We start from the raw sequence: 19,624 nt of genomic DNA on the forward strand, positions 1-19,624 counted from the left end.
TGTCGTACGATGGGGACCATGGTCACAGCGCGACGAGCCGGGCAGGACCGGGTGCCGCCGCACCCCGACCCCGCCGAGATCAGCCTGCAGCAGGTCCTCGAAGCCCTGGTCGACCCGGTGCGCCGGCAGATCGTCCGCGAGCTGCACGCCGCCGGCGAGGACCTGCGGTGCGGCGTCATCGACCTGCCGGTCAGCAAGTCCACCGCCACCCACCACTTCAACGTGCTGCGCGAGGCCGGCCTCATCCGGCAGTACTACGTCGGCACCTCCCGCATGAACGCGCTGCGCCGCGACGAGGTCGAGCGGGCCTTCCCCGGGCTGCTGGCCCTCGTCGCGGCCGACACCCCCTCGGGTGCGCAGCTTTCAGGCGTCGGCTGAGTCCTTCCGGAGCTCGGCTTCCCGGGCGTCCGCCGAGGTGCCGAGGGCGCTGCCCGCCAGCCACTCCTGCCACGACTTGGCCCAGGGCGTCGGCCCGTTGCCGAACCGCAGCCGCCGCGAGGTGCCCGTGACCTCGATGATGTCGCCCCGCTGCGTGAAGCCGTAGAACCAGCGGGCGTTGCTCGTGCTCGCGTTCACGCAGCCGTGGCTGACGTTGCGGCGGCCCTGCGCGCCGGTCGACCAGGGGGCGGCGTGGAAGAACATGCCGCTGTACGTCATCCGCACGTTCCACTTCGTGTGGTGGAAGTACTCGCCCGGGATGCCGATCGTGGCGGAGTCCATCAGGAAGTCCTCCGCCTTCTCCTGGGCGATCATCGTGCCGGACCAGCTCTCGTAGCCCGGCTTGCCCAGGCTGACCGGGATCCTCCGGACGACCTCGCCGTTCTTGCGGACGATCGCCCGGTGCGTCTTGTTCCGGATCGTGGTGATGTGCTCGGGGCCCACGGTGAAGGACAGCGTGCGGTCCTTCGTCCCCCAGAAGCCGCCGCCGATCCGCAGGCCCGCCAGATGGGCGACCACCGTGACCCGCTCGCCGCTCGGCCAGTACTCGCGCGGCCTGAACTGCATCTCCCGGTCGCTCACCCAGCTCCACGCGCCCTCGACCGGCTGCGACATCCGCACCTCCAGCGACCGCTCCACCGCCGCCCGGTCCTCGCGGGCGGTCACCGGCTTCGACAGCAGGACCTGGATCGGCATCCCCACGCCGACCCGCTCGCCGTCCAGCGGCGACATGCCGGTCTCCAGCACCTTCCTCGGCTTGAGCGTGGTGAACGCGGACCGCTCCGTCACCACCTGCCCGCCGTCGGCGCCGGTGGCCTGCGCCCGCACCGTGTACGCCGTGCCCGGCCGCAACGGCCAGCGCGGCCGCCACGTGCCGTCGGCCGCCAGGGCCCCGCTGACCTCGCGCCCCTTGGCGTCGGCGACCGACAGCGCGGTGACCTTGCCGCCGGTGACCCGGACGCCGATCCCCGTGTCCGGCGGGACCTTCTTCGCGCCGTCCACCGGCGTGATCGTCAGGCCGGGCGGCGGGAGCGGCCGGGACTCCTGAGGCGGTGCGGGGGTGCCGCCGCCCGAGGCGCAGCCGGCGGTCACGAGCAGCACCGCCGTGGACGTGCTGACGAGGATGGTGCTGCCGTTCCGCATCGCGGATGCCCCCAACTTCTCCCGACACATGGGCCTATTTCGGACTAGGTGATCCCTCTTCGGGACGAGAAGGGTTATGCCCGTCACTCTGTGTAATCATGCGATGGCGTCCTTCGTCTTTCGCGGACGTTCAAGAGCCGTGCGGAAACCCGCGACGCCCACCCGTACGTCACCCTGCTTGACACCACCGTGATCGATCCTTAACCTCTCGGGGGCAAGGCGGCCTGAATCGTTTTTATCCCTGTTATGTACCTTCCGTGAGGGGGTGCGCTTCAGAGCTCGATGTCCTGCCCATGAAGTGCGGGGTTGCGGCGACGCTGCGTAACTCTCCTCGACCCTTCGACGGCCCGCCGCCCATCGAACCTCTCTGAAACGTTCAAACCAAGGCCGCGAGACGTCCCCCGACCCGACGGAGGAACTCATGACCACCACCCCCGCCTTACGCACTCCCGAGAAGCGCCGCAGGCTCGCCCGGACCGTCGCGGCCCTCGCCCTCCTCGCGGGCGGCCTCGCACTAGGCTCGCCCCCCGCGTCCGCCGCGGCCTGCGGTGACGGCACCTTCCAGGCGCAGGTGACGGTCAGCGGCAGCACCTGGACCGCCCGCAACAGCGCCGGCGCCGCCGTCTACACCGGCACCGACTTCCGGGCGGCCGTGCAGGCGGGCATCGGCAGCCTCACCGCCGGGCGCACCTCCATCCAGCGGGTCCTCGTGCGCGGCAACGGCTCGATGAGCGCCGGCAGCCGGATCTCGCTGCCCAGCCACACGTCCCTGTCGGTCTGCGGCACGATCAACGTCACCGGCTCCGGCAGCGGCGACTACGCGCCGGTCTACTCCCGGGGTACCACGAACATCGAGGTCCCGTACCTCAACGTCACCGGCACCCCCGTCTACGGCATCTTCCTGCGCAACGTCACCAACGTCTGGCTCGGCCAGATCGACATGCGGCTCGGCGCGGGCCTCGGCGTCCGCATCGACAACCGCGGCGACACCAGCCAGTGGACCCGCAACGTCCGGGTCGACAACGTGTACGTGCAAGGTGCCAGTTCGCACGCCATGGAGACGTACGGCGTGGACGGCCTCACCGTCGGCACCGTGACGGCCCGCAGCGTCGGCGAGTCCGGCCTGCTGCTCAACCAGACCATCAACGCCACGGTCGGCACCGTGGACGCCGACAACGCCGGCGCCGGCACCGGCTACGCCGCCTTCCGCATGGCCAACCGCAACGGCCGCATCGGCAGCTCCTACCCGAACAACATCCGCGTCGGCACCGTCAAGGCGCGCGGCGGCGGCCGCGGCGTCTTCTGCGTCTCGGAGAGCGGCGGCGCCACCATCGACCGGGTCGACATCGCCAACACCGGCAACAACTCCGTCCTGGTGGAGAACTGCTACAACGTCGTCATCGCGGGCGTGTCGGGCACGATCAGCGGCGGCGGCGAGGTGCGGATCGCGGCCCGCACGGAGTTCCCGCCGTCGTCGGGCATCCGGTTCCAGAACCTGACGGTCAGCAACACCGGCATCCGGTGGAGCCCGTGCACCGGCAGCAACAACACGATCAGCAACGTGACACGGGTGAACTCCACGCTGACCTGGTGCTGAACCACCCACCCCGTACCGTCGCCGCCTCGGCGGGCGAGCCGCCGTCGGTGGCCGAGTCGCCTTCGCCGAGCTGGTCGCCTGCGTCGGGCCAGTCGCCTGCCACGGGCGCGTCGCCTGCGAGTCACCTTCGGTGGGCCCGCCGCCTCCTATGGGCACGTCGTTCTCGGTGGGGGGTCGCCTTCTGGGCGGTCGCCTGCGGAGGGCGAGTCGCCTCCGGAGGATGCGGGGGGCCACTCAGGGCGGCCCGGCCCGTGTGGACCGGGCCGCCGTTGTGGCCTGCCGCTCCGGCGACGAGCGCCGCGTCACTGGCGGCCAAGCCGCGCTCGGCCCGTTCGCGGTGCTGCGCGGCCTCCGCATCGGGCCTGGTGCTGAGGCGATTGTTCCGGCGGGCACGTTCATCGCCCGCACCACGTCCGTCCTGCTCGCGGACGCCCGCACCGGCCCGCGGCCGTCCGCCGGGTCGGTGCGGGCCGTGAGATGTCGTGATCGGCGGTGCCGTTCACGCGCTGCCACCGCACTGCCGCCGCCCACCGCGCCGGCGCGCCCGCCGCGGCCCCTGAAGCCGCCAGGGGACCGGGGGCCGGTGGTTTATCCGGGTGCGGTGGGTGCGGCGGCCGGGGGAGGATGGCCGCGCCCGGCCCGTGGAGGCCGGTATCCCGGACGAGGAGCGTGTCATGGGCGCCATCGGATCCGCAGGCCCCGAGGTCAGGGTGAGGGCGGGGAGGCTGCGCGGCCGGATGGAGGGCGGTGTGGCCGTGTTCCGGGGCGTGCCGTTCGGGCGGCCGCCGGTCGGGGCGCTCCGGCTGGCCGCGCCGGTGCCGGCCGAGTCGTGGGACGGGGTGCGGGAGGCGGTGGCGTTCGGGGCGCCGCCGCCGCAGTCGCGGCTGCTCGGCGCGTCCCGCGCGGACGGCGGCGACGGCGACTGGCTGACCGTCAACGTCTGGTCCCCGAGCCTGGGGGGTGCCCGGCTGCCGGTGATGGTGTGGATCCAGGGTGGCGGATACATGTACGGCTGGTCCGGCGACCCGCTCTTCGACGGCCGGGTGCTGGCCGGTGACGGCGTTGTCGTGGTCACGTTCAACTACCGGGTCTCGGCCGAGGGCTTCGGGCACTTCCGTGGGGCGCCGGCCAACCGCGGCCTGCTGGACCAGGTGGCGGCGCTGCGGTGGGTGCGTGACAACATCGCGGCGTTCGGCGGGGACCCTGACCGGGTCACCGTCTTCGGCGAGTCGGCGGGCGCGGGCAGCATCGCGGCGCTGATGACCATGCCCTCGGCCGCTGGGTTGTTCCGCCGGGCGATCGCGCTGAGCGTGCCGGGCCTGTTCTTCTCCGCCGAGGTGGCCGCGGACATCGCCGCCGCCGTGGCCGCCGAGCTGGGCCTGCCTCCGGACGCGGGCGAGCTGCGGAGCCTGCCGCCGGAGCGGCTGATCGACGCCGGTGACGCGGTGGCGGACAAGTCGGGCGGCTGCCCGCAGTGGGGCCGGGCCGCGTACGTCCAGACGCCGTTCGCGCCGGTCGTGGACGGCGAGGTGCTGCCCGACGTGCCATGGAGGTCCGTACCGGACGGGCCCGCGCCCGGGGCCGCGGACGGGACCGCGTCCGGTGTGGACTTGATCGTCGGGCACAATCGCGACGAGTACCGCCTCTTCATGCTGATCAAGGGCGACCTCGGCCAGATCACCGCCGAACGCGCGGACGCCGCGCTGCGGCAGCTCGCCCCCGACCCGGCCGGCTACCGGGCCGCCTTCCCGGACGCCTGCGAGGAGCGGCTGTTCGAGCTGGTGCACTCGGACTGGTTGTTCCGGATGCCGTCGCTGCGCCTGGCCGAGGCCCATCAGCGGCGCGGCGGCAGCACCCGCCTGTTCGAGCTGACCTGGCCGGCCCCCGGCATGGGCGGCGACGTGCTGGGCGCCTGTCACGGCCTCGGCCTGCCGCTGACGTTCGGGAATCTGACCGAGGGAGTGGCGGCCCTGCTGCTCGGCCAGGAGCCGCCGCCGGCCGCGGCGGAGCTGTCGGCCAGGGTGCGGGCGGCCTGGACCGCGTTCGCGGCGACGGGGGATCCGGGCTGGCCGGCGTACGAGCAGGAAGGGCGCCTCACGTGGGTCGTCGGCGCCGAGCCGGCCGTGGCGGCGTATCCGGAGGAGACGTCGCGCGCGCTGTGGGCGGGGTACGGCTTCGACCCGCTCCCGCTCGGCCCACGCTGACGTGAAGCCTGTCCTATATATACCTTTTTATGCGCTTTTGGGGGGTTCAATCGGGGTAGGGGGAGGCCGGAACGGGAGCACGAGCCCGACACAGGGTCAGGGCCGAAGGGGGAGGGTGCTTCGATGACCTACCATCACACACGGCACGTCAGCGGCTGGGTCGGCTGGATCTGGTTCGCCGGGATGCTCATGATCATCGCGGGCGTCTTCAACATCATCGGTGGCCTGTACGCGGTCATCAACGACGACGTCTACGTCCGCACGCCGCTGCGGCTGCTGTTCTTCGACGTGTCCACCTGGGGATGGCTGCACCTGATCTTCGGCGTGGTGCTCCTCGCCACCGGCCTCGCCGTGAGCGTCGGGCAGACGTGGGCCCGCGTGGTCGCCGCGATCCTGGTCATGCTGAACGCGATGACCCAGCTCACCTGGATCGGCGTGAACCCGTGGTGGTCGCTGGCGGTCATCGCGGTGGACGTGCTGGTGCTCTACGCCCTCATCGTGCACGGCCGCGAGGCCAGGCAACTCGACACCTGAGCCCCCCTTGAAAGGACGCCCTCTGGCCTTCCGGTCAGGGGGCGTTCGCCGTGCCCCACCGTACGTCCCGCAAGCACGGCCGAAGGTCCTTCAGCGGCAGGGCCGTGCGTTCATTGCCGAGCCGGGCCCCGGCGGCTACTGCCGCCACCGAGGCCCGGCTCTGTCCGTGACCGCCGCTCAGCGGGTCAGCCGGAGGTGGGGGTGTAGGTCCACTTCTGGTTGCCGCCGCCGTGGCAGGTGTAGAGCTGCAGCCCGGTGCCGTTGGCCGTGCCCTGGCCGATGGCGTCGAGGCACAGGTTGGACTGGACGCCCACGATGCTGCCGTCGCTGTTGACGCGCCACTGCTGGTTGGCGCCGCCGTGGCAGGCGTAGATCTGGATCCGGGCGCCGTTGCCGCTGCCGCCGGCGTCGAGGCACTTGCTGCCGTACACCTTCAGCTCACCGGCGGAGGTCTGCGACCACTGCTGGTTGCTGCCGTTGTTGCAGTCCCAGAGCTGCACCTGCTGGCCGTCGCTGGTGCTGTTGTTCGGGACGTCCACGCAGCGGCCGGAGGCGGTGCCCTTGATCTGCCCGGCGTTCCCGCCCGGCGTCGGCGTCGTGGTGGTGCCGCCGTTGAGCGCGTTCAGCACGGCGTCGTAGGCCGGCTTCTTGTTGCTGCCGCTGAACAGCAGCGGGGTGTCGCCGGAGCGCCAGGAGTCCTGGTCGCGCACGCCCCACACGGTGATGCCGTTGCAGCGGGGCACGGCCAGGCAGTCGTTGACGACCGCGGCGTAGGTGGAGGGCGAGGCGCCCTGGATGTCCAGCTCGGTGATCTGCACGTCCACGCCGAGGGCGGCGAAGCTCTGCAGGGTGGTGCGGAAGTTGCTGTTGTACGGGCTGCCGCTGTTGAAGTGGGACTGGAAGCCGACGCAGTCGATCGGCACGCCCCGCGACTTGAAGTCCCTGACCATGTTGTAGACGCCCTGCGTCTTGGCCCAGGTCCAGTTCTCGATGTTGTAGTCGTTGTAGCAGAGCTTGGCGGCGGGGTCGGCGTTGCGCGCGGTGCGGAAGGCGACCTCGATCCAGTCGTTGCCGGTGCGCTGGAGGTTGGAGTCGCGCCGGCCGCCGGAGTTGCCGTCGGCGAACGCCTCGTTGACCACGTCCCAGGCGTAGATCTTGCCCTTGTAGTGGTTCATGACGCCGTTGATGTGGTCGATCATCGCCTGGCGCAGCGAGCTGCCCGACAGCGACTGCATCCAGCCGGGCTGCTGGGCGTGCCAGGCCAGGGTGTGGCCGCGCACGCGCTTGCCGTTCTGCACGGCCCAGTTGTAGACGCGGTCGCCGCTGCTGAAGTTGAACTGCCCCCGGTTGGGCTCGGTGGCGTCGATCTTCATCTCGTTCTCGGCGGTCACCATGTTGAACTCGCGGCTGGCGATCGTCGTGTAGGCGGAGTCGCCGAGCCTGCCGGCGGCGATGGCGGTGCCGAAGTAGCGGCCGCTCTGCTCGGCGGCGGCGCCGAGCGTGCTGGCGGCGGCGTCGGCGGGGATCGCCGTCGCGAACGCGGTGATCAGGCCGAGTGCGCCGAGCGTGCCGGCGATGATCGCGCGGCGGCGGGCGCCGCGCGGGCGGGGGGCGGTGGATGGGGACATGGCGTTCACGCTCATGCCTGAGCCTCCATAAACGAATCCTGGGGGAGGAGCGTGCCGGCCGGCCGCACCCGCGCTCATGGGGAGCGCGACATGTCATGGGGGAGATCGTCTCGGGCACTCAGTTTGGGAAGCGTCCCGAAAATTGTCAAGGAAAAGCTGAAAAGTTTCGGGATCACCTCCTTGCGGGTAGGCGGATTGGCCTCGTTGTATAGGGAAGCGCGGGTCCTGAAACTTTCGAAGCAGCGAGTCCGGATGATTTCGGCGTGAAAGTTTCATGCCGATCATTCGGCGCCGGAACCGAAAATACGAGGTGAGCGTGGCGGCCGCGACCCCCGCCGCCCGACCGCCGCCCTGACTGGTCTTGACAGTACCTTTCCACCTCGGATTTGCTCCCTCCGCCACCGGCCCCCAACCGGCCCGAAGATCAGCAGTCCGATCGGCGCTCCAGATTGTTAGCGCTAACAGCGGGAGGCGGAACGATGAGAGAGGCGCACGACATGCAAGCGCGCAGGAGAGGGTACGCGGGCTTCGCCGGCGCCCTGGCGGCATTGGTCGCGGTCGCGGCCACCGTTCTGGCCATGTTCCTCGCGGGCGCGCCCCGCGCGTCGGCCGCGGCCCTGACCGAGGTGACCGGCTTCGGCAACAATCCGGGTGGCCTGCGGATGTACATCTACGTGCCCGACCGCGTGGCGGCCAAGCCGGGCGTGCTGGTCGCGATGCACGGCTGCAACGGCTGGGCGCCCGGCTTCCACCAGGGCACCGAGTTCGCCTCCCTGGCCGACCGGTACGGCTTCGTCGTCATCTACCCGCAGGCGAACAAGAGCGCCAACGGCATGTCGAACTGCTTCGACGTGTGGTCGAACGAGGCCCTGCGCCACGCCGGCGGCAGCGACCCCGTGTCGATCGTGTCCATGGTGAGCTACGCCTTGCAGCGCTACAACGGCGACCCCGAGCGGGTGTTCGCCACCGGCTTCTCCTCCGGCGCCATGGAGACGCTCAACCTGCTGGCCACCTACCCCGACGTGTTCAAGGCGGGCGCGCCGTTCGCCGGCGTCCCCTACGGCTGCCTCGGGCCGGCCGGCTGCGGCGACAAGACGCCGCAGCAGTGGGGCGACCTGGCCAGGAACGCCTACCCGGGCTACACCGGGCCCCGGCCGCGCGTGATGGCCTGGCACGGCACCGCCGACAACGTCCTGGCGTACTCCATGCTGCAGGAGGAGGTCGACCAGTGGACGAACGTGCACGGGCTGAGCCAGACGCCCACCTCGACCGACAGCCCGCAGTCCGGCTGGACCAGGCGGGTGTTCGGGTCCGGGCAGGTGGAGTCGTACACGATCAGCGGCGCCGGACACAACCTGCCGCACACCGGGATGGCCGCGTACGCGATCCGCTTCTTCGGCCTGGACGACGGCGGCTCGTCCACCCCGACGCCCGGCGACGGGGCCGCGCCGATCAAGGGCGTCGGCTCGGGCCGCTGCGTGGACGTCCCGAACAACGGCACCGCTGACGGCACGCAGGTGCAGCTGTGGGACTGCAACGGCCAGGCCAACCAGCAGTGGACGCGGACCTCCGCCGACGAGCTGAAGGTCTACGGCAGCAAGTGCCTGGACGCCGCCGGCACCGGCAACGGCGCCCGCATCCAGATCTACGCCTGCCACGGCGGCGCGAACCAGAAGTGGCGCGTCAACACGGACGGCACGATCACCGGCGTGCAGTCGGGGCTGTGCCTGGACGCGGTCGGCCAGGGCACCGCCAACGGCACCCGGCTGCAGCTCTACACCTGCCACGGCGGCGCGAACCAGAAGTGGAGCAGGGCCTGATGAACAGAATGGCATCCGCACTCCGGCGCGCCGGGCTCGTGATCGTGGCGTTGCTCTGCACCGCGACCGTGATCACCGGCCCGGCCAGGGCCGACAACCCGATCATCCAGACGATCTACACCGCCGACCCGGCGCCGCTGGTGCACAACGGCCGCGTCTACCTCTACACGGGGCACGACGAGGACGGCTCGACCTACTTCACGATGAAGGAGTGGCGGGTCTGGTCGTCGGCGGACATGGTGAACTGGACCGACCACGGCTCCCCGATGAGCGTGTCCACCTTCGCCTGGGCGAGCGCGGACGCGTGGGCCGGCCAGACGATCGAGCGCAACGGCAAGTTCTACTGGTACGTGCCGGTCAAGGACCGGGCCAGCGGCCAGATGGCCATCGGCGTCGGCGTCTCCACCAGCCCCACCGGGCCCTTCACCGACGCCATCGGCCGCCCGCTGGTCAGGAACGGCGAGATCGACCCCACGGTGTTCATCGACGACAACGGCCAGGCGTACCTGTACTGGGGCAACCCGAACCTGTGGTACGTCCGGCTGAACGCCGACATGATCTCGTACTCGGGCAGCCCCACGCAGATCCCGCTGACCACGGCCGGGTTCGGCACCCGCACCGGCAACGCGAGCCGGCCCACCCTGTACGAGGAGGGGCCCTGGGTCTTCAAGCGCAACGGCCTGTACTACAACGTCTTCGCGGCGCGCTGCTGCTCGGAGTTCATCGCCTATTCGACGGCGCCCGGCCCCACCGGCCCCTGGACGTACCGGGGGACGGTCATGCCGACGCAGGGCGGAAGCTTCACCAACCACGCCGGCATCGTCGACTTCAACGGCGGGTCGTACTTCTTCTACCACAACGGCGCGCTGCCGGGCGGCGGCGGTTACACGCGCTCGGTGGCGGTGGAGAAGTTCACCTACAACGCCGACGGCACCATCCCGACGATCACCATGACCACGTCGGGCGCTCCACAGGTGGGGACGCTGAACCCGTACGTGCGCCAGGAGGCCGAGACGATCGCCTGGGAGAGCGGCGTGGAGACCGAGCGCGCCAGCGAGGGCGGCATGAACGTCGGCTGGATCGAGAACGGCGACTACATCAAGGTCAAGGGCGTCGCGTTCGGCTCCGGCGCGACCTCCTTCACCGCCCGCGTGGCCTCGGCGAGCTCCGGCGGCCGGATCGAGCTGCGCCTCGACGGCGCCAACGGCCAGCTCGTGGGGACGTGCACCGTGCCCGGCACCGGCGGCTGGCAGACGTGGACGACCGTCACCTGCCCGGTGAGTGGCGCGACGGGCACGCACGACCTGTACTTCAGGTACGCCGGCGGCAGCGGCTACCTGTTCAACGTGAACTGGTGGCAGTTCAACGGCGGCTGACCGGCGGGACAGGAGGAACCGGATGCGCAAGATCATGAGAGGGCTCCTGGCGGTGTTACTGGCGGCCGGCGCGCTGGTCGTCGCCGGCGGCGGCACGACGCCGGCCGCGGCCCTGGACAACGGGCTCGCCCGCACCCCGCAGATGGGGTGGAACGACTGGAACACCTTCTTCTGCAACGTCAACGAGAGCCTGATCCGGCAGACCGCGGACATCATGGTCTCCAGCGGCATGGCGGCGGCGGGCTACACCTACGTCAACATCGACGACTGCTGGTCGACCAAGAGCCGCAACGCCGCCGGCGATCTGGTGGCGGACCCGCAGAAGTTCCCCAGCGGCATGAAGGCGCTGGCCGACTACGTGCACTCCAAGGGGCTGAAGCTCGGCATCTACTCCTCGGCGGGCACGACCACGTGCGCGGGCTACCCGGCCAGCCTCGGCTATGAGCGGCGCGACGCCGCGCTGTGGGCGTCGTGGGGCATCGACTACCTGAAGTACGACAACTGCGGCGACCACCAGGGCAAGAGCGGGCAGCAGCGCTACACCGCCATGCGGGACGCGCTGGCCGCCACCGGCCGGCCGATCCTGTTCAGCCTGTGCAACTGGGGCCAGGAGAGCGTGTGGACGTGGGGGATGCCGGTCGGCAACTCATGGCGCACCACGGGCGACATCGCCGCGAACTGGAACTCCATCATGGGCATCCTCGACCAGCAGGTGGGGCTGGAGGCGTACTCGGGGCCGGGCGGCTGGAACGACCCGGACATGCTGGAGGTGGGCGTCGGCTCGCTGACGGCGACCGAGGGGCGCGCGCACTTCAGCCTGTGGTCGCTGCTGAACGCCCCGCTCATCGCGGGCAACGACATCCGGTCGATGAGCGCCGAGACCCGGACCATCCTGACGAACACCGAGGTCATCGCGGTCAACCAGGACTGGGGCGGCCGGCAGGGCCACAAGATCAGCGACAACGGGAACCTGGAGGTGTGGCGCAAGCCGATGTCGAACGGCTCGGTCGCGGTCGTCCTGCTCAACCGGGGCACCTCGACCTCGACGATCTCCACCACCGCCGCCGCGCTGGGGCTGGGCTCGGTCGCCTCCTACACGGTGCGCGACCTGTGGGCGCACACGACGTCGACCTCGACGGGGACGATCAGCGCTTCCGTACCGGGGCACGGGGCGGCCATGTTCCTCGTCACCGGCGGCGGCATCACGCCCACGCCGACCGGCACCATCAAGGGCGCCGGCTCGGGCCGCTGCCTGGACGTCACCGGCGCCGCCGCGACGAACGGCGCGCAGGCGCAGATCTGGGACTGCAACGGCCAGCCGAGCCAGCAGTGGACGCCCACCGCGAGCGGCGAGCTGCGCGTCTTCGGCACCAAGTGCCTGGACGTCTACAACCGCGGCACCGCCGACGGCACCAACGTGATCATCTGGGACTGCAACGGGCAGACCAACCAGCAGTGGCGGCTCAACAGCGACGGCACGATCACGGCCGTGGGCGCGAACAAGTGCCTGGACGTGCCCAACAACGCCACCGCCAACGGCACCAAGCTGGTCATCTGGTCCTGCAACGGCGGCGCCAACCAGCGCTGGACCCGCACCTGAGTCCCGCGCCGGAGGCGGCGGGGTCCACCGCCTCCGGCGCGACCACCCGGGCTACGCGCCCGACTGGCGCAGGGACATCACCGCCCACGGGGCGAGCTCGACGTCGAGGTGCAGCACCCCGTCGGCGGGCACGGTCAGCGCGTACCTGAGCAGCGAATCGGCGACCCCTCTCAGGTACGCGCCCTGCTCCCTGGACAGGTTCAGCGGCGACCCGAGCCGGTACCAGGCCTCGGCGGCGTTCCCGTGCTGCCAGTCCACGACCTCCACCAGGAACGTGGTGCCGGGCTCCAGCCCGCCGATCGAGTGGCGGATCCGCCGGCTCGGCCCCACCCCGGCCAGCGAGCGGGCCGCCGCGTACGAGGTCGCCGACCCCACCCCCTTGCCGCCCATCTCCTCCGGGTAGTTGAAGAACACCGCGGAGACGGCCGACGTGCGGCTGTCACGCGTCACCACCCCGTGCGGCGTCGTCAGCAGCGCCCGGTCCCCGAGCCGGGTCAGCATCGCGAACGCGTGGAACGTCGGCTTGTGCACCCCGTCCTCGTTGACCAGCCCGAACCCGCCGTGGAACGGCCCGATGCCCGCGCCGCCCTCCTCGAACACGTCGGTGAAGGTCCAGTAGGCGATCGAGTCGGCCAGCGTCGCGCACTGCAGGAACGACCGCGTGATGGCGGCCGCCGCGAACGGCGTGTCGTGGATGAAGTCGCGGGCGGACGGCGACGTCGACCACTCGGTGATGTGGATCTCCGCGTCGGGGTAGGCGCTGCCGCGCACCAGCTCGCGCAGCAGGGTCAGGTCGTCGTACGTGGCGTCGGCGTACCGGGTGATCTGCACGGCCTCCCCGCTGGCGCCGTAGGCGAAGTCGGTGGGGTAGGTGTGGGTGGAGATGAAGTCGACCGGCAGCTCGCGCTCGGCGCACCAGGCGATGAAGTCCTCGATCCAGACCGGCCGCCAGTCGAGAGCGTCCACGTCCTCGGCGGCGGCGGTGGCGAACGCGGCGGAGCGGTCCTCGACCTCGCCCTTGTAGCGGTCGTCCGGCACGAAGACGCTGGTGGCGGGCCCGCCCACCTTCAGCTCAGGGTCGATGGCCTTGATCGCCCGGACGGTCCGCTCGTACAGCTCGAAGTACTCGGTCTTGGTGCCGGTCCAGAAGTGCGGGACCAGGTTCGGCTCGTTCCACACCTCGAAGCGCCACTGCCGCACCTCGTCCAGGCCGTAGCGGCCGATCCAGTGCTCGACCGACCGGGTGACCAGCTCGACCCAGCGCTCCATGTCGTTGGGCGGGCTGCAGTGGGCGCCCCACCAGAACACGGTCTCCGTCTGGGTCGCCAGGTCGCGCGGCATGAACCCCAGCTCGACGAAGGGCCGCACGCCGTGGTCGAGCAGGAAGTCGAACACCTTGTCCACGTAGCTGAAGGTGTGGACGGGGGCGGGCAGCGGGGCGTCGGGGCCGAAGCCGCCGCCGTAGCGGGCCCGGTAGACGAACATGTCGTCGTGGAAGACGCCGTGGAAGCGGAGGTAGCGCACCCCGAGGGCGGCGATCTCGGCGAACTGCCGCTGCCAGTCGGCGCGCAGCGCCTCGTTCGCCCGCCCGGCGCCGACGCACCGGCTCCAGACGTGCGGGAGCGCGCTCTCGTCGCACGGCCTGCCGTCGATCCAGATGTTCATGGTCTCATTTCTGTTGGGGAGAGGGTCAGCCCTTGACGGCGCCCAGCGCCAGGCCCGACTGCCAGTACCGCTGCAGGCTGAGGAACGCGATGATCAGCGGGACGATCGTCAGCAGCGCGGAGGTGATCACCAGGTTCTGGACGAGCGCGCCGTTGCCGGCCGACGAGCCGAGCTTGTTCCACTGGTTGATGCCGACCGTCAGCGGATACCAGTCCGGATCCTTGAGCATGATCAGCGGCAGGAAGTAGTTGTTCCAGATCGACACGAACGAGAACAGCAGCACCGTCACGCCCGCCGGCGCCAGCAGCGGCAGCGCGATCTGCAGGAACGTCCTGAACTCGCCGGCCCCGTCGATCTTGGCCGCCTCCAGCAGCCCCGACGGCACCGCCTCGGCCGTGAACACCCACATCAGGTACAGCCCGAACGGGTTGATGAAGGACGGGATGAGCACCGCCCACGGCGTGTCGGTCATGCCGAGCTGCGCGAACAGCAGGAACTGCGGGATCGCCAGGGCGATGCCGGGCACCGAGATCGACCCCAGCACGACCAGGAGGAACACCCGCTTGCCGGTGAAGTCCAGCTTGGCCAGCGCGTACCCGCCGAGCGCGGCCAGGAACGTCGACACGGTCGCGCCGACGACGACGTAGAGCACGGTGTTGAGCAGCCACCGGGCGAAGATCCCGTCCTGGTAGGTGAACACCTGCGCGATGTTGTCCCACAGCGCGAACTCGTGGCCGGGCCCCAGCCCGAACGTCGAGACGAAGTCGGCCTGCGACTTGGTCGCGTTGATCACCAGCCACACCAGCGGCAGCAGGCAGTACAGGGTGAACAGGGCCGTCATCACCGTGAGCGTGGTGCTCTTCCTCGGGTTGCCCACGGTGTGCAGGCGGCTAGCGGCCGGACGAGGCATTGCGCAACCCCCTGATCTGGACGGCGTAGGCGACGGCGATCGTGATCGCCGCCATGACGAGGGCGAGCGCCGCCGCGTAACCCTGCTGCGACCCGGTGAACGCCAGGTTGTAGGCGTACAGGTTGGGCGTGTAGAAGGTGGTCACGCCGCTGTTGGCCACCATCGAGGGCAGGATTTGCGGCTCGTTGAACATCTGGAACGTGCCGATGATCGAGAAGATGACGGTGACGACCAGCGAGCCGCGCAGCGCGGGCAGCTTGATCGCCCGCACGACCTGCAGCTCGTTCGCGCCGTCGATCGCGGCCGCCTCGTACAGCTCGCGCGGCACCGCCTTGAGCGCGGCGTAGAAGATGAGCATGTTGAAGCCGGTGAACGCCCACGTCACCATCACCCCGATGGAGATGAGCGTGGTGCCGGGGGAGAACGGATCGAAGTCCGTGCCCAGGGCCTTGTTGAGGCTGCCGAACAGGCCGTACTTGACGCCCAGCAGGAACCCCCACATGAGCGTCGAGACGATCGCCGGCACCGCGTACGGCAGGAAGATCGTCACCCGCAGGAACTTCGTGCCGTGCAGGCGCATGGAGTCGAGCGCCAGCGCCAGCGCCATGGACAGCACCAGCATGATCGGCACCTGGACGAGCGTGAACCGGGCCACGCGCGCCACGCCGTCCCAGAACTGCGGGTCGCGCACCAGCTTGGTGTAGTTGTCGAGCCCGACGAACGTGGTGCCGCCGACCAGCCTGTCCTGGAAGAAGCTCAAGTAGGCGGCGTACAGGATGGGCACGATGAACACGAGGGCGAACAGCGCGGCGAAGGGCGCGATGAACGCCAGCCCCGCCTGCGGCCTGCGCGGCTTGCGCGGGCCGCGGGCAGCGGCGTCGGGCTGACGGGCCTGGGCCACGCTAGCTCACCTCGAAGCCCTGCTCGTTGCCGTACTGGATGCAGCGCTGCCGCCACTGCTCCAGGATCTCGGCCAGCGAGCCCTTGCCGGTGGTGTAGAACGGCGAGGCGAGGTCGCCGTAGATCGAGCGGGCCCACTCGAAGAACGGCGGGTACTGCCAGCCGCTGCCGACGATCTCCGAGGCCTCGGCGAGCACGGCGCCGACCTTCTGGCCGCCGAAGTAGGTGCTCTCCTTGTCGCGGAACGCCTTGTCGTCCAGCACCGACAGGTTCGGCACGAAGGCGCCGGCCTCGACCCGGGACGACAGCCCCTTGCCGTGCGCGAAGTACTCCAGGAACTTGTAGGCCGCCTCCTTGTGCTCGGCCGCCGCCGGGATGCCGAAGGAGCTGCCGCCGTTCGCCGCTCCGACCTTGGTGCCCGGCTCCCACTGCGGCATCAGGGCGACCTTGAAGTCGCCGCTGGCCTTCGGGGCGCGCTCGGGCAGCGTCGAGGTCAGCCAGCCGCCCATCGTCTGGGTGGCGAGGCTGCCGTCGTTGAGCGCCCGGTTCCAGTCGTCGGACCAGCCGGTGATCTTCGTGTTGATCAGGCCCTCGTCGAGCATCTTCTGCCAGAAGGCCACGGCCTTGGTCGTGCCGGCGTCGGTGAAGTCGATGTGCACCTTCGTGCCGTCCACCTTGAACGGGCGGCCCCCGGCCTGCCAGATGAGCGAGAGCAGGAAGAAGATGTCGCCGGTGTCCTGGGCGATGTAGTGGTCGCCGCCGAGCGCGCGCACCTTCTTGGCGGCCTCGTAGTACTCGTCCCACGTGGCCGGCGGCTTGTCGACGCCGGCCTTCTTCAGCGTGGCCTCGTTGTAGAACATCGCCGACGGGCCGTAGTCGGAGGGCAGCGCGTAGACCTTGCCGCCCACGGTCACGTCGCTCCACGCGGCCGGCACGTAGTCCTGCTGGAGCTTGCCGGCGCCGAACTCGCCGAGGTCGGCGAGCTTGCCGGGGATGGCGAAGTACGGCACGGCGAAGTACTCGAACATCACCAGGTCGGGCACGCCGGAGCCGGCCTGGATGGCGTTGTCGAGCGCCTTGTACTCGTCCTGGGAGGAGCCCGCGTTGACGACCTCGACCTTGATGTTCGGGTTGGCGGCCTGGAAGCCGGCCACGGCGCCTTCGACGGTGCCGTCCCAGCTCCAGACCTTGATCTTCACCTGCTCGTTCGCGCTCGCACCCGTCCCGCCGCCGCCGCTGCCGCCGGAGCAGGCGGTCAGCGCGAGCATCGGCGCGAGGGCCGCGGAAAGGAGCCTGAGTTTGCGGGAGAGCCGCATCGGCCTCTCCTCTCGTCCTGCTGGTTACGAAAATAATTCGCAACATGTTCGGTGTTGCGCAGACCTTAGGAGCCCGGTCTGTTGCCTGTCAACGGGCGGCGACCGGGCGGGAATGTTCGTGGTAGGTTTCGAAATAATTTCGCAAGCCCTGGTGGAAGGAGCCTGGATGGGACGGCGAGGTCGTTCCGAGCGGCCCACGCTGGCGGACGTCGCCCGGCTGGCCGGCGTCTCGCCGACGACCGCGTCGAAGGTGCTCAACGGGCGCAGCGACGTGGGGGCGAAGACGCGCGATCTGGTGCTCGGCGTCATGGCCGAGATCGGCTACAAGCCGACGGCCGCACGGCACGAGCAGCCCCGCGAGCGCACCCTCGTCACCGTGCTCGACATCGTCGAGTCCCGCTACGCCGGCACCGTGCTCCAGGGCATCCTCGTGGCCGCGACCGCCGCGCAGGCCGAGCTGCTGCTGCGGCTGCCGCCGGGCGAGCCGGTCAGCACCAGCCCGGCGGTGGCGCGCGGCTGGATGGAGGAGCAGCGGGCCTCCGGGGTCGTCGGCCTCATCGCGCTGGCCGTCGCCATGCCCGACGCGATGCTGCTCGCGGCCGAGGAGCTGGAGCTGCCCATCGTGACGATCGACCCCATCGACACGACCGAGTCACGCCTGGTCAGCATCGGCTCCACCAACTGGGCGGGCGGCCGCTCGGCCACCGAGCACGTGATCAGGCTCGGCCACCGCCGCATCGGCTGGATCGGCGGGCCGCTCGGCTCGGCCCCCTCGCTGGAGCGCTTCCACGGCTATCAGGCCGCGCTCGACTCGGCCGGCATCACGCCCGACCGGGCGCTGGTGCGCCACGAGGCCTTCGCCGTCGAGGCGGGGCAGCGGCACGGACGCGACCTGCTCTCGCTGCCCGAGCGGCCGACCGCGATCGTCGCGGGCAACGACGAGATCGCCGTCGGGGTGCTCGCCGCGGCCAAGGAGCTCGGCATCGCCGTGCCCGGCGAGCTGTCGGTCACCGGGTTCGACGACACGCCGCAGGCGCAGTGGACCACGCCCCGGCTCACGTCGGTGCGGCAGCCGCTCGTCGGCATGGGCCGGATGGCGGTCGAGACCGTCCTCGGCATGGCCGACGGCGTGCAGCCCGCCTCGCGCCACCTCCAGCTCGCCACGACGCTGAGTGTCCGCGACTCGACCGGGCCGGGACCACACGCTCCGGGCAATGTTTCTACCTGATGAACGGCCTGGTGAAAAGGTCTTGTTTCCGACATCCTGATCGCTTACCTTTGCGCTGCAAACGTAACCGATAACGATTGCAACGTGTGAGGGCGGCATGGCCGAGGGCGGCGCGCCGGTGACGATGAGCGATGTCGCACGCTTGGCGGGCGTGTCCACCGCGACCGTGTCCCGGGTGGTCAACGGGCGCTACGGCGTCAGCGCGAGCACCGTCGCCCACGTGCGCGCGGCGATCGAGCGGCTCGGCTACGAGTCGAGCCTCGTGGCGACGAGCCTGCGGCGCAGCCGCACCAACGTGCTCGGGCTGGTCACCCACAGCTTCCAGTCCTACACGGCCGAGGTGCTCAAAGGGGTGATGGACGCGTTGAGCCAGTCGGGCTTCGACCTCATCATCTACGCCAACAGCGACCTGTACGGCACCTACTCCGAGGGCTGGGAGCAACGGCACCTGGCCCGCCTGGCGGGCACCCTCACCGACGGCTGCATCGTGGTCACCCCCTCGGGCGAGGTGCGCAGCGGCACCCCGGTCGTCGCGATCGATCCCGCCATGGGCTCCACGGTGCCGGCGGTGACGGCCGACAACCTCGCGGGCGCCACCGCCGTGGTCGAGCACCTTCTCGCCCTGGGGCACCGGCGCATCGGCTTCATCGCGGGCCGCTCCAGCCTGGAGGCCGCCTGGTCGCGGGAGGAGGGTTACCGCAGAGCGCTGGCCGCGGCCGGCATCGCGGCCGACCCGGCCCTGATCGCGCGGGGCGACTTCAACGCCGAGTCCGCGGCGCCGCTCGCGCGGGAGCTGCTGGAGCGGCCCGACCGCCCGACGGCGATCTTCGCGGCGAACGACGGGATGGCGCTGAAGACCCTGGAGGTCGCCAGGGAGCTGGGGTTGAGCGTGCCCGGCGACCTGTCGGTGGCCGGGTTCGACAACATCCCGGAGTCCGCGCTGGGCGAGCCCGGGCTGACCACGGTCGACCAGTCGATGTACCGGCTCGGCTACGAGGCGGCCCGGATGCTCAAGTCGCTGGTGTGCGGCGACTGGGAGGGCCCCGGCCGGATCGTGCTCCCGACCCGCCTGGTGACGCGCGGCTCCACCGCGGCAGCACCCTAATCTTGACGCCGCCCGCGGGCGCGCGTCACCTCCCCGATCGATCCCCAACGGAGGTGCGGACACCACAGTCATCACAGCTTTATCGATCAATAACAACTTTATCGATCAAGCAGCGTTTGTGCGCAAAAAGATCGGGCCGGCCGGGTGCCATCCGGAGCCG

Annotated in this window: 15 protein-coding genes; 9 read left to right on the forward strand and 6 right to left on the reverse strand. The window is 70.5% G+C overall.

Annotation, left to right across the window (positions count from 1 at the left end; genetic code table 11):
* The first annotated feature begins 18 nt into the window (after positions 1–18).
* Positions 19–378, forward strand: coding sequence for an ArsR/SmtB family transcription factor (locus KIS93_RS03130; RefSeq protein WP_080037983.1), 360 nt, complete (start codon positions 19–21; stop codon positions 376–378).
* Here KIS93_RS03130 and KIS93_RS03135 read toward each other — a convergent pair.
* On the reverse strand, positions 364–1,581 hold the full coding sequence (locus KIS93_RS03135) for a L,D-transpeptidase (RefSeq protein WP_080037984.1): 1,218 nt from the start codon (positions 1,579–1,581) through the stop codon (positions 364–366). The two genes, KIS93_RS03130 and KIS93_RS03135, sit on opposite strands and share 15 nt — an antisense overlap.
* A 421-nt stretch (positions 1,582–2,002) precedes the next feature.
* Here KIS93_RS03135 and KIS93_RS03140 point away from each other — a divergent pair, with 421 nt between their 5' ends.
* The 3 genes from KIS93_RS03140 (at position 2,003) to KIS93_RS03150 (ending at position 5,916) form a co-directional block, all read left to right on the forward strand.
* Positions 2,003–3,178, forward strand: coding sequence for a hypothetical protein (locus KIS93_RS03140; protein ID WP_222107191.1), 1,176 nt, complete (start codon positions 2,003–2,005; stop codon positions 3,176–3,178).
* A gap of 674 nt (positions 3,179–3,852) precedes the next feature.
* Complete coding sequence (locus tag KIS93_RS03145; RefSeq protein WP_080046634.1) at positions 3,853–5,382, forward strand: carboxylesterase/lipase family protein; 1,530 nt, start codon at positions 3,853–3,855, stop codon at positions 5,380–5,382.
* 123 nt (positions 5,383–5,505) lie between these two features.
* Positions 5,506–5,916 carry a DUF7144 family membrane protein gene (locus KIS93_RS03150; RefSeq protein ID WP_080037986.1) on the forward strand — a complete coding sequence of 137 codons (411 nt, stop codon included), beginning with the start codon at positions 5,506–5,508 and terminating at the stop codon, positions 5,914–5,916.
* A gap of 185 nt (positions 5,917–6,101) precedes the next feature.
* Here the strand turns inward: KIS93_RS03150 and KIS93_RS03155 are convergent, their stop codons facing one another.
* A complete protein-coding gene (locus KIS93_RS03155; RefSeq protein ID WP_222107192.1) occupies positions 6,102–7,559 on the reverse strand; it encodes an endo-1,4-beta-xylanase in 1,458 nt (485 codons plus the stop codon).
* A gap of 464 nt (positions 7,560–8,023) precedes the next feature.
* Between KIS93_RS03155 and KIS93_RS03160 the strand changes: the two genes are divergently transcribed.
* Genes KIS93_RS03160 through KIS93_RS03170 form a run of 3 tightly spaced genes read left to right on the forward strand, consistent with a single transcriptional unit; the run spans position 8,024 to position 12,340 of the window.
* On the forward strand, positions 8,024–9,364 hold the full coding sequence (locus tag KIS93_RS03160; RefSeq protein ID WP_230466093.1) for an extracellular catalytic domain type 1 short-chain-length polyhydroxyalkanoate depolymerase: 1,341 nt from the start codon (positions 8,024–8,026) through the stop codon (positions 9,362–9,364).
* A gap of 8 nt (positions 9,365–9,372) precedes the next feature.
* Complete coding sequence (locus KIS93_RS03165; protein WP_080046636.1) at positions 9,373–10,740, forward strand: glycoside hydrolase family 43 protein; 1,368 nt, start codon at positions 9,373–9,375, stop codon at positions 10,738–10,740.
* A gap of 22 nt (positions 10,741–10,762) precedes the next feature.
* A complete protein-coding gene (locus tag KIS93_RS03170) occupies positions 10,763–12,340 on the forward strand; it encodes a lectin (protein ID WP_080037988.1) in 1,578 nt (525 codons plus the stop codon).
* 51 nt (positions 12,341–12,391) lie between these two features.
* Here KIS93_RS03170 and KIS93_RS03175 read toward each other — a convergent pair whose 3' ends face one another.
* From KIS93_RS03175 to KIS93_RS03190, 4 genes are read right to left on the reverse strand one after another with little or no spacing between them, the layout of a single operon-like run.
* On the reverse strand, positions 12,392–14,005 hold the full coding sequence (locus KIS93_RS03175; RefSeq protein ID WP_080037989.1) for a GH39 family glycosyl hydrolase: 1,614 nt from the start codon (positions 14,003–14,005) through the stop codon (positions 12,392–12,394).
* 25 nt (positions 14,006–14,030) lie between these two features.
* The gene (locus KIS93_RS03180; RefSeq protein ID WP_246005159.1) at positions 14,031–14,882 is read right to left on the reverse strand and encodes a carbohydrate ABC transporter permease; all 852 of its coding nucleotides are present in this window, start codon (positions 14,880–14,882) and stop codon (positions 14,031–14,033) included.
* A 13-nt stretch (positions 14,883–14,895) separates the two neighbouring features.
* Complete coding sequence (locus KIS93_RS03185) at positions 14,896–15,816, reverse strand: carbohydrate ABC transporter permease (protein WP_155126846.1); 921 nt, start codon at positions 15,814–15,816, stop codon at positions 14,896–14,898.
* 1 nt (position 15,817) lies between these two features.
* Entirely contained in the window at positions 15,818–17,131 is a 1,314-nt protein-coding gene (locus KIS93_RS03190; protein WP_080037991.1) for an ABC transporter substrate-binding protein, read from the reverse strand.
* 166 nt (positions 17,132–17,297) lie between these two features.
* Here KIS93_RS03190 and KIS93_RS03195 point away from each other — a divergent pair, with 166 nt between their 5' ends.
* Entirely contained in the window at positions 17,298–18,359 is a 1,062-nt protein-coding gene (locus KIS93_RS03195; protein ID WP_080037992.1) for a LacI family DNA-binding transcriptional regulator, read from the forward strand.
* A gap of 124 nt (positions 18,360–18,483) precedes the next feature.
* On the forward strand, positions 18,484–19,464 hold the full coding sequence (locus tag KIS93_RS03200; protein WP_268966945.1) for a LacI family DNA-binding transcriptional regulator: 981 nt from the start codon (positions 18,484–18,486) through the stop codon (positions 19,462–19,464).
* Positions 19,465–19,624: the final 160 nt, after the last annotated feature.

It is taken from the genome of [Actinomadura] parvosata subsp. kistnae, assembly GCF_900323885.1.
GTDB lineage: Bacteria > Actinomycetota > Actinomycetes > Streptosporangiales > Streptosporangiaceae > Nonomuraea > Nonomuraea composti.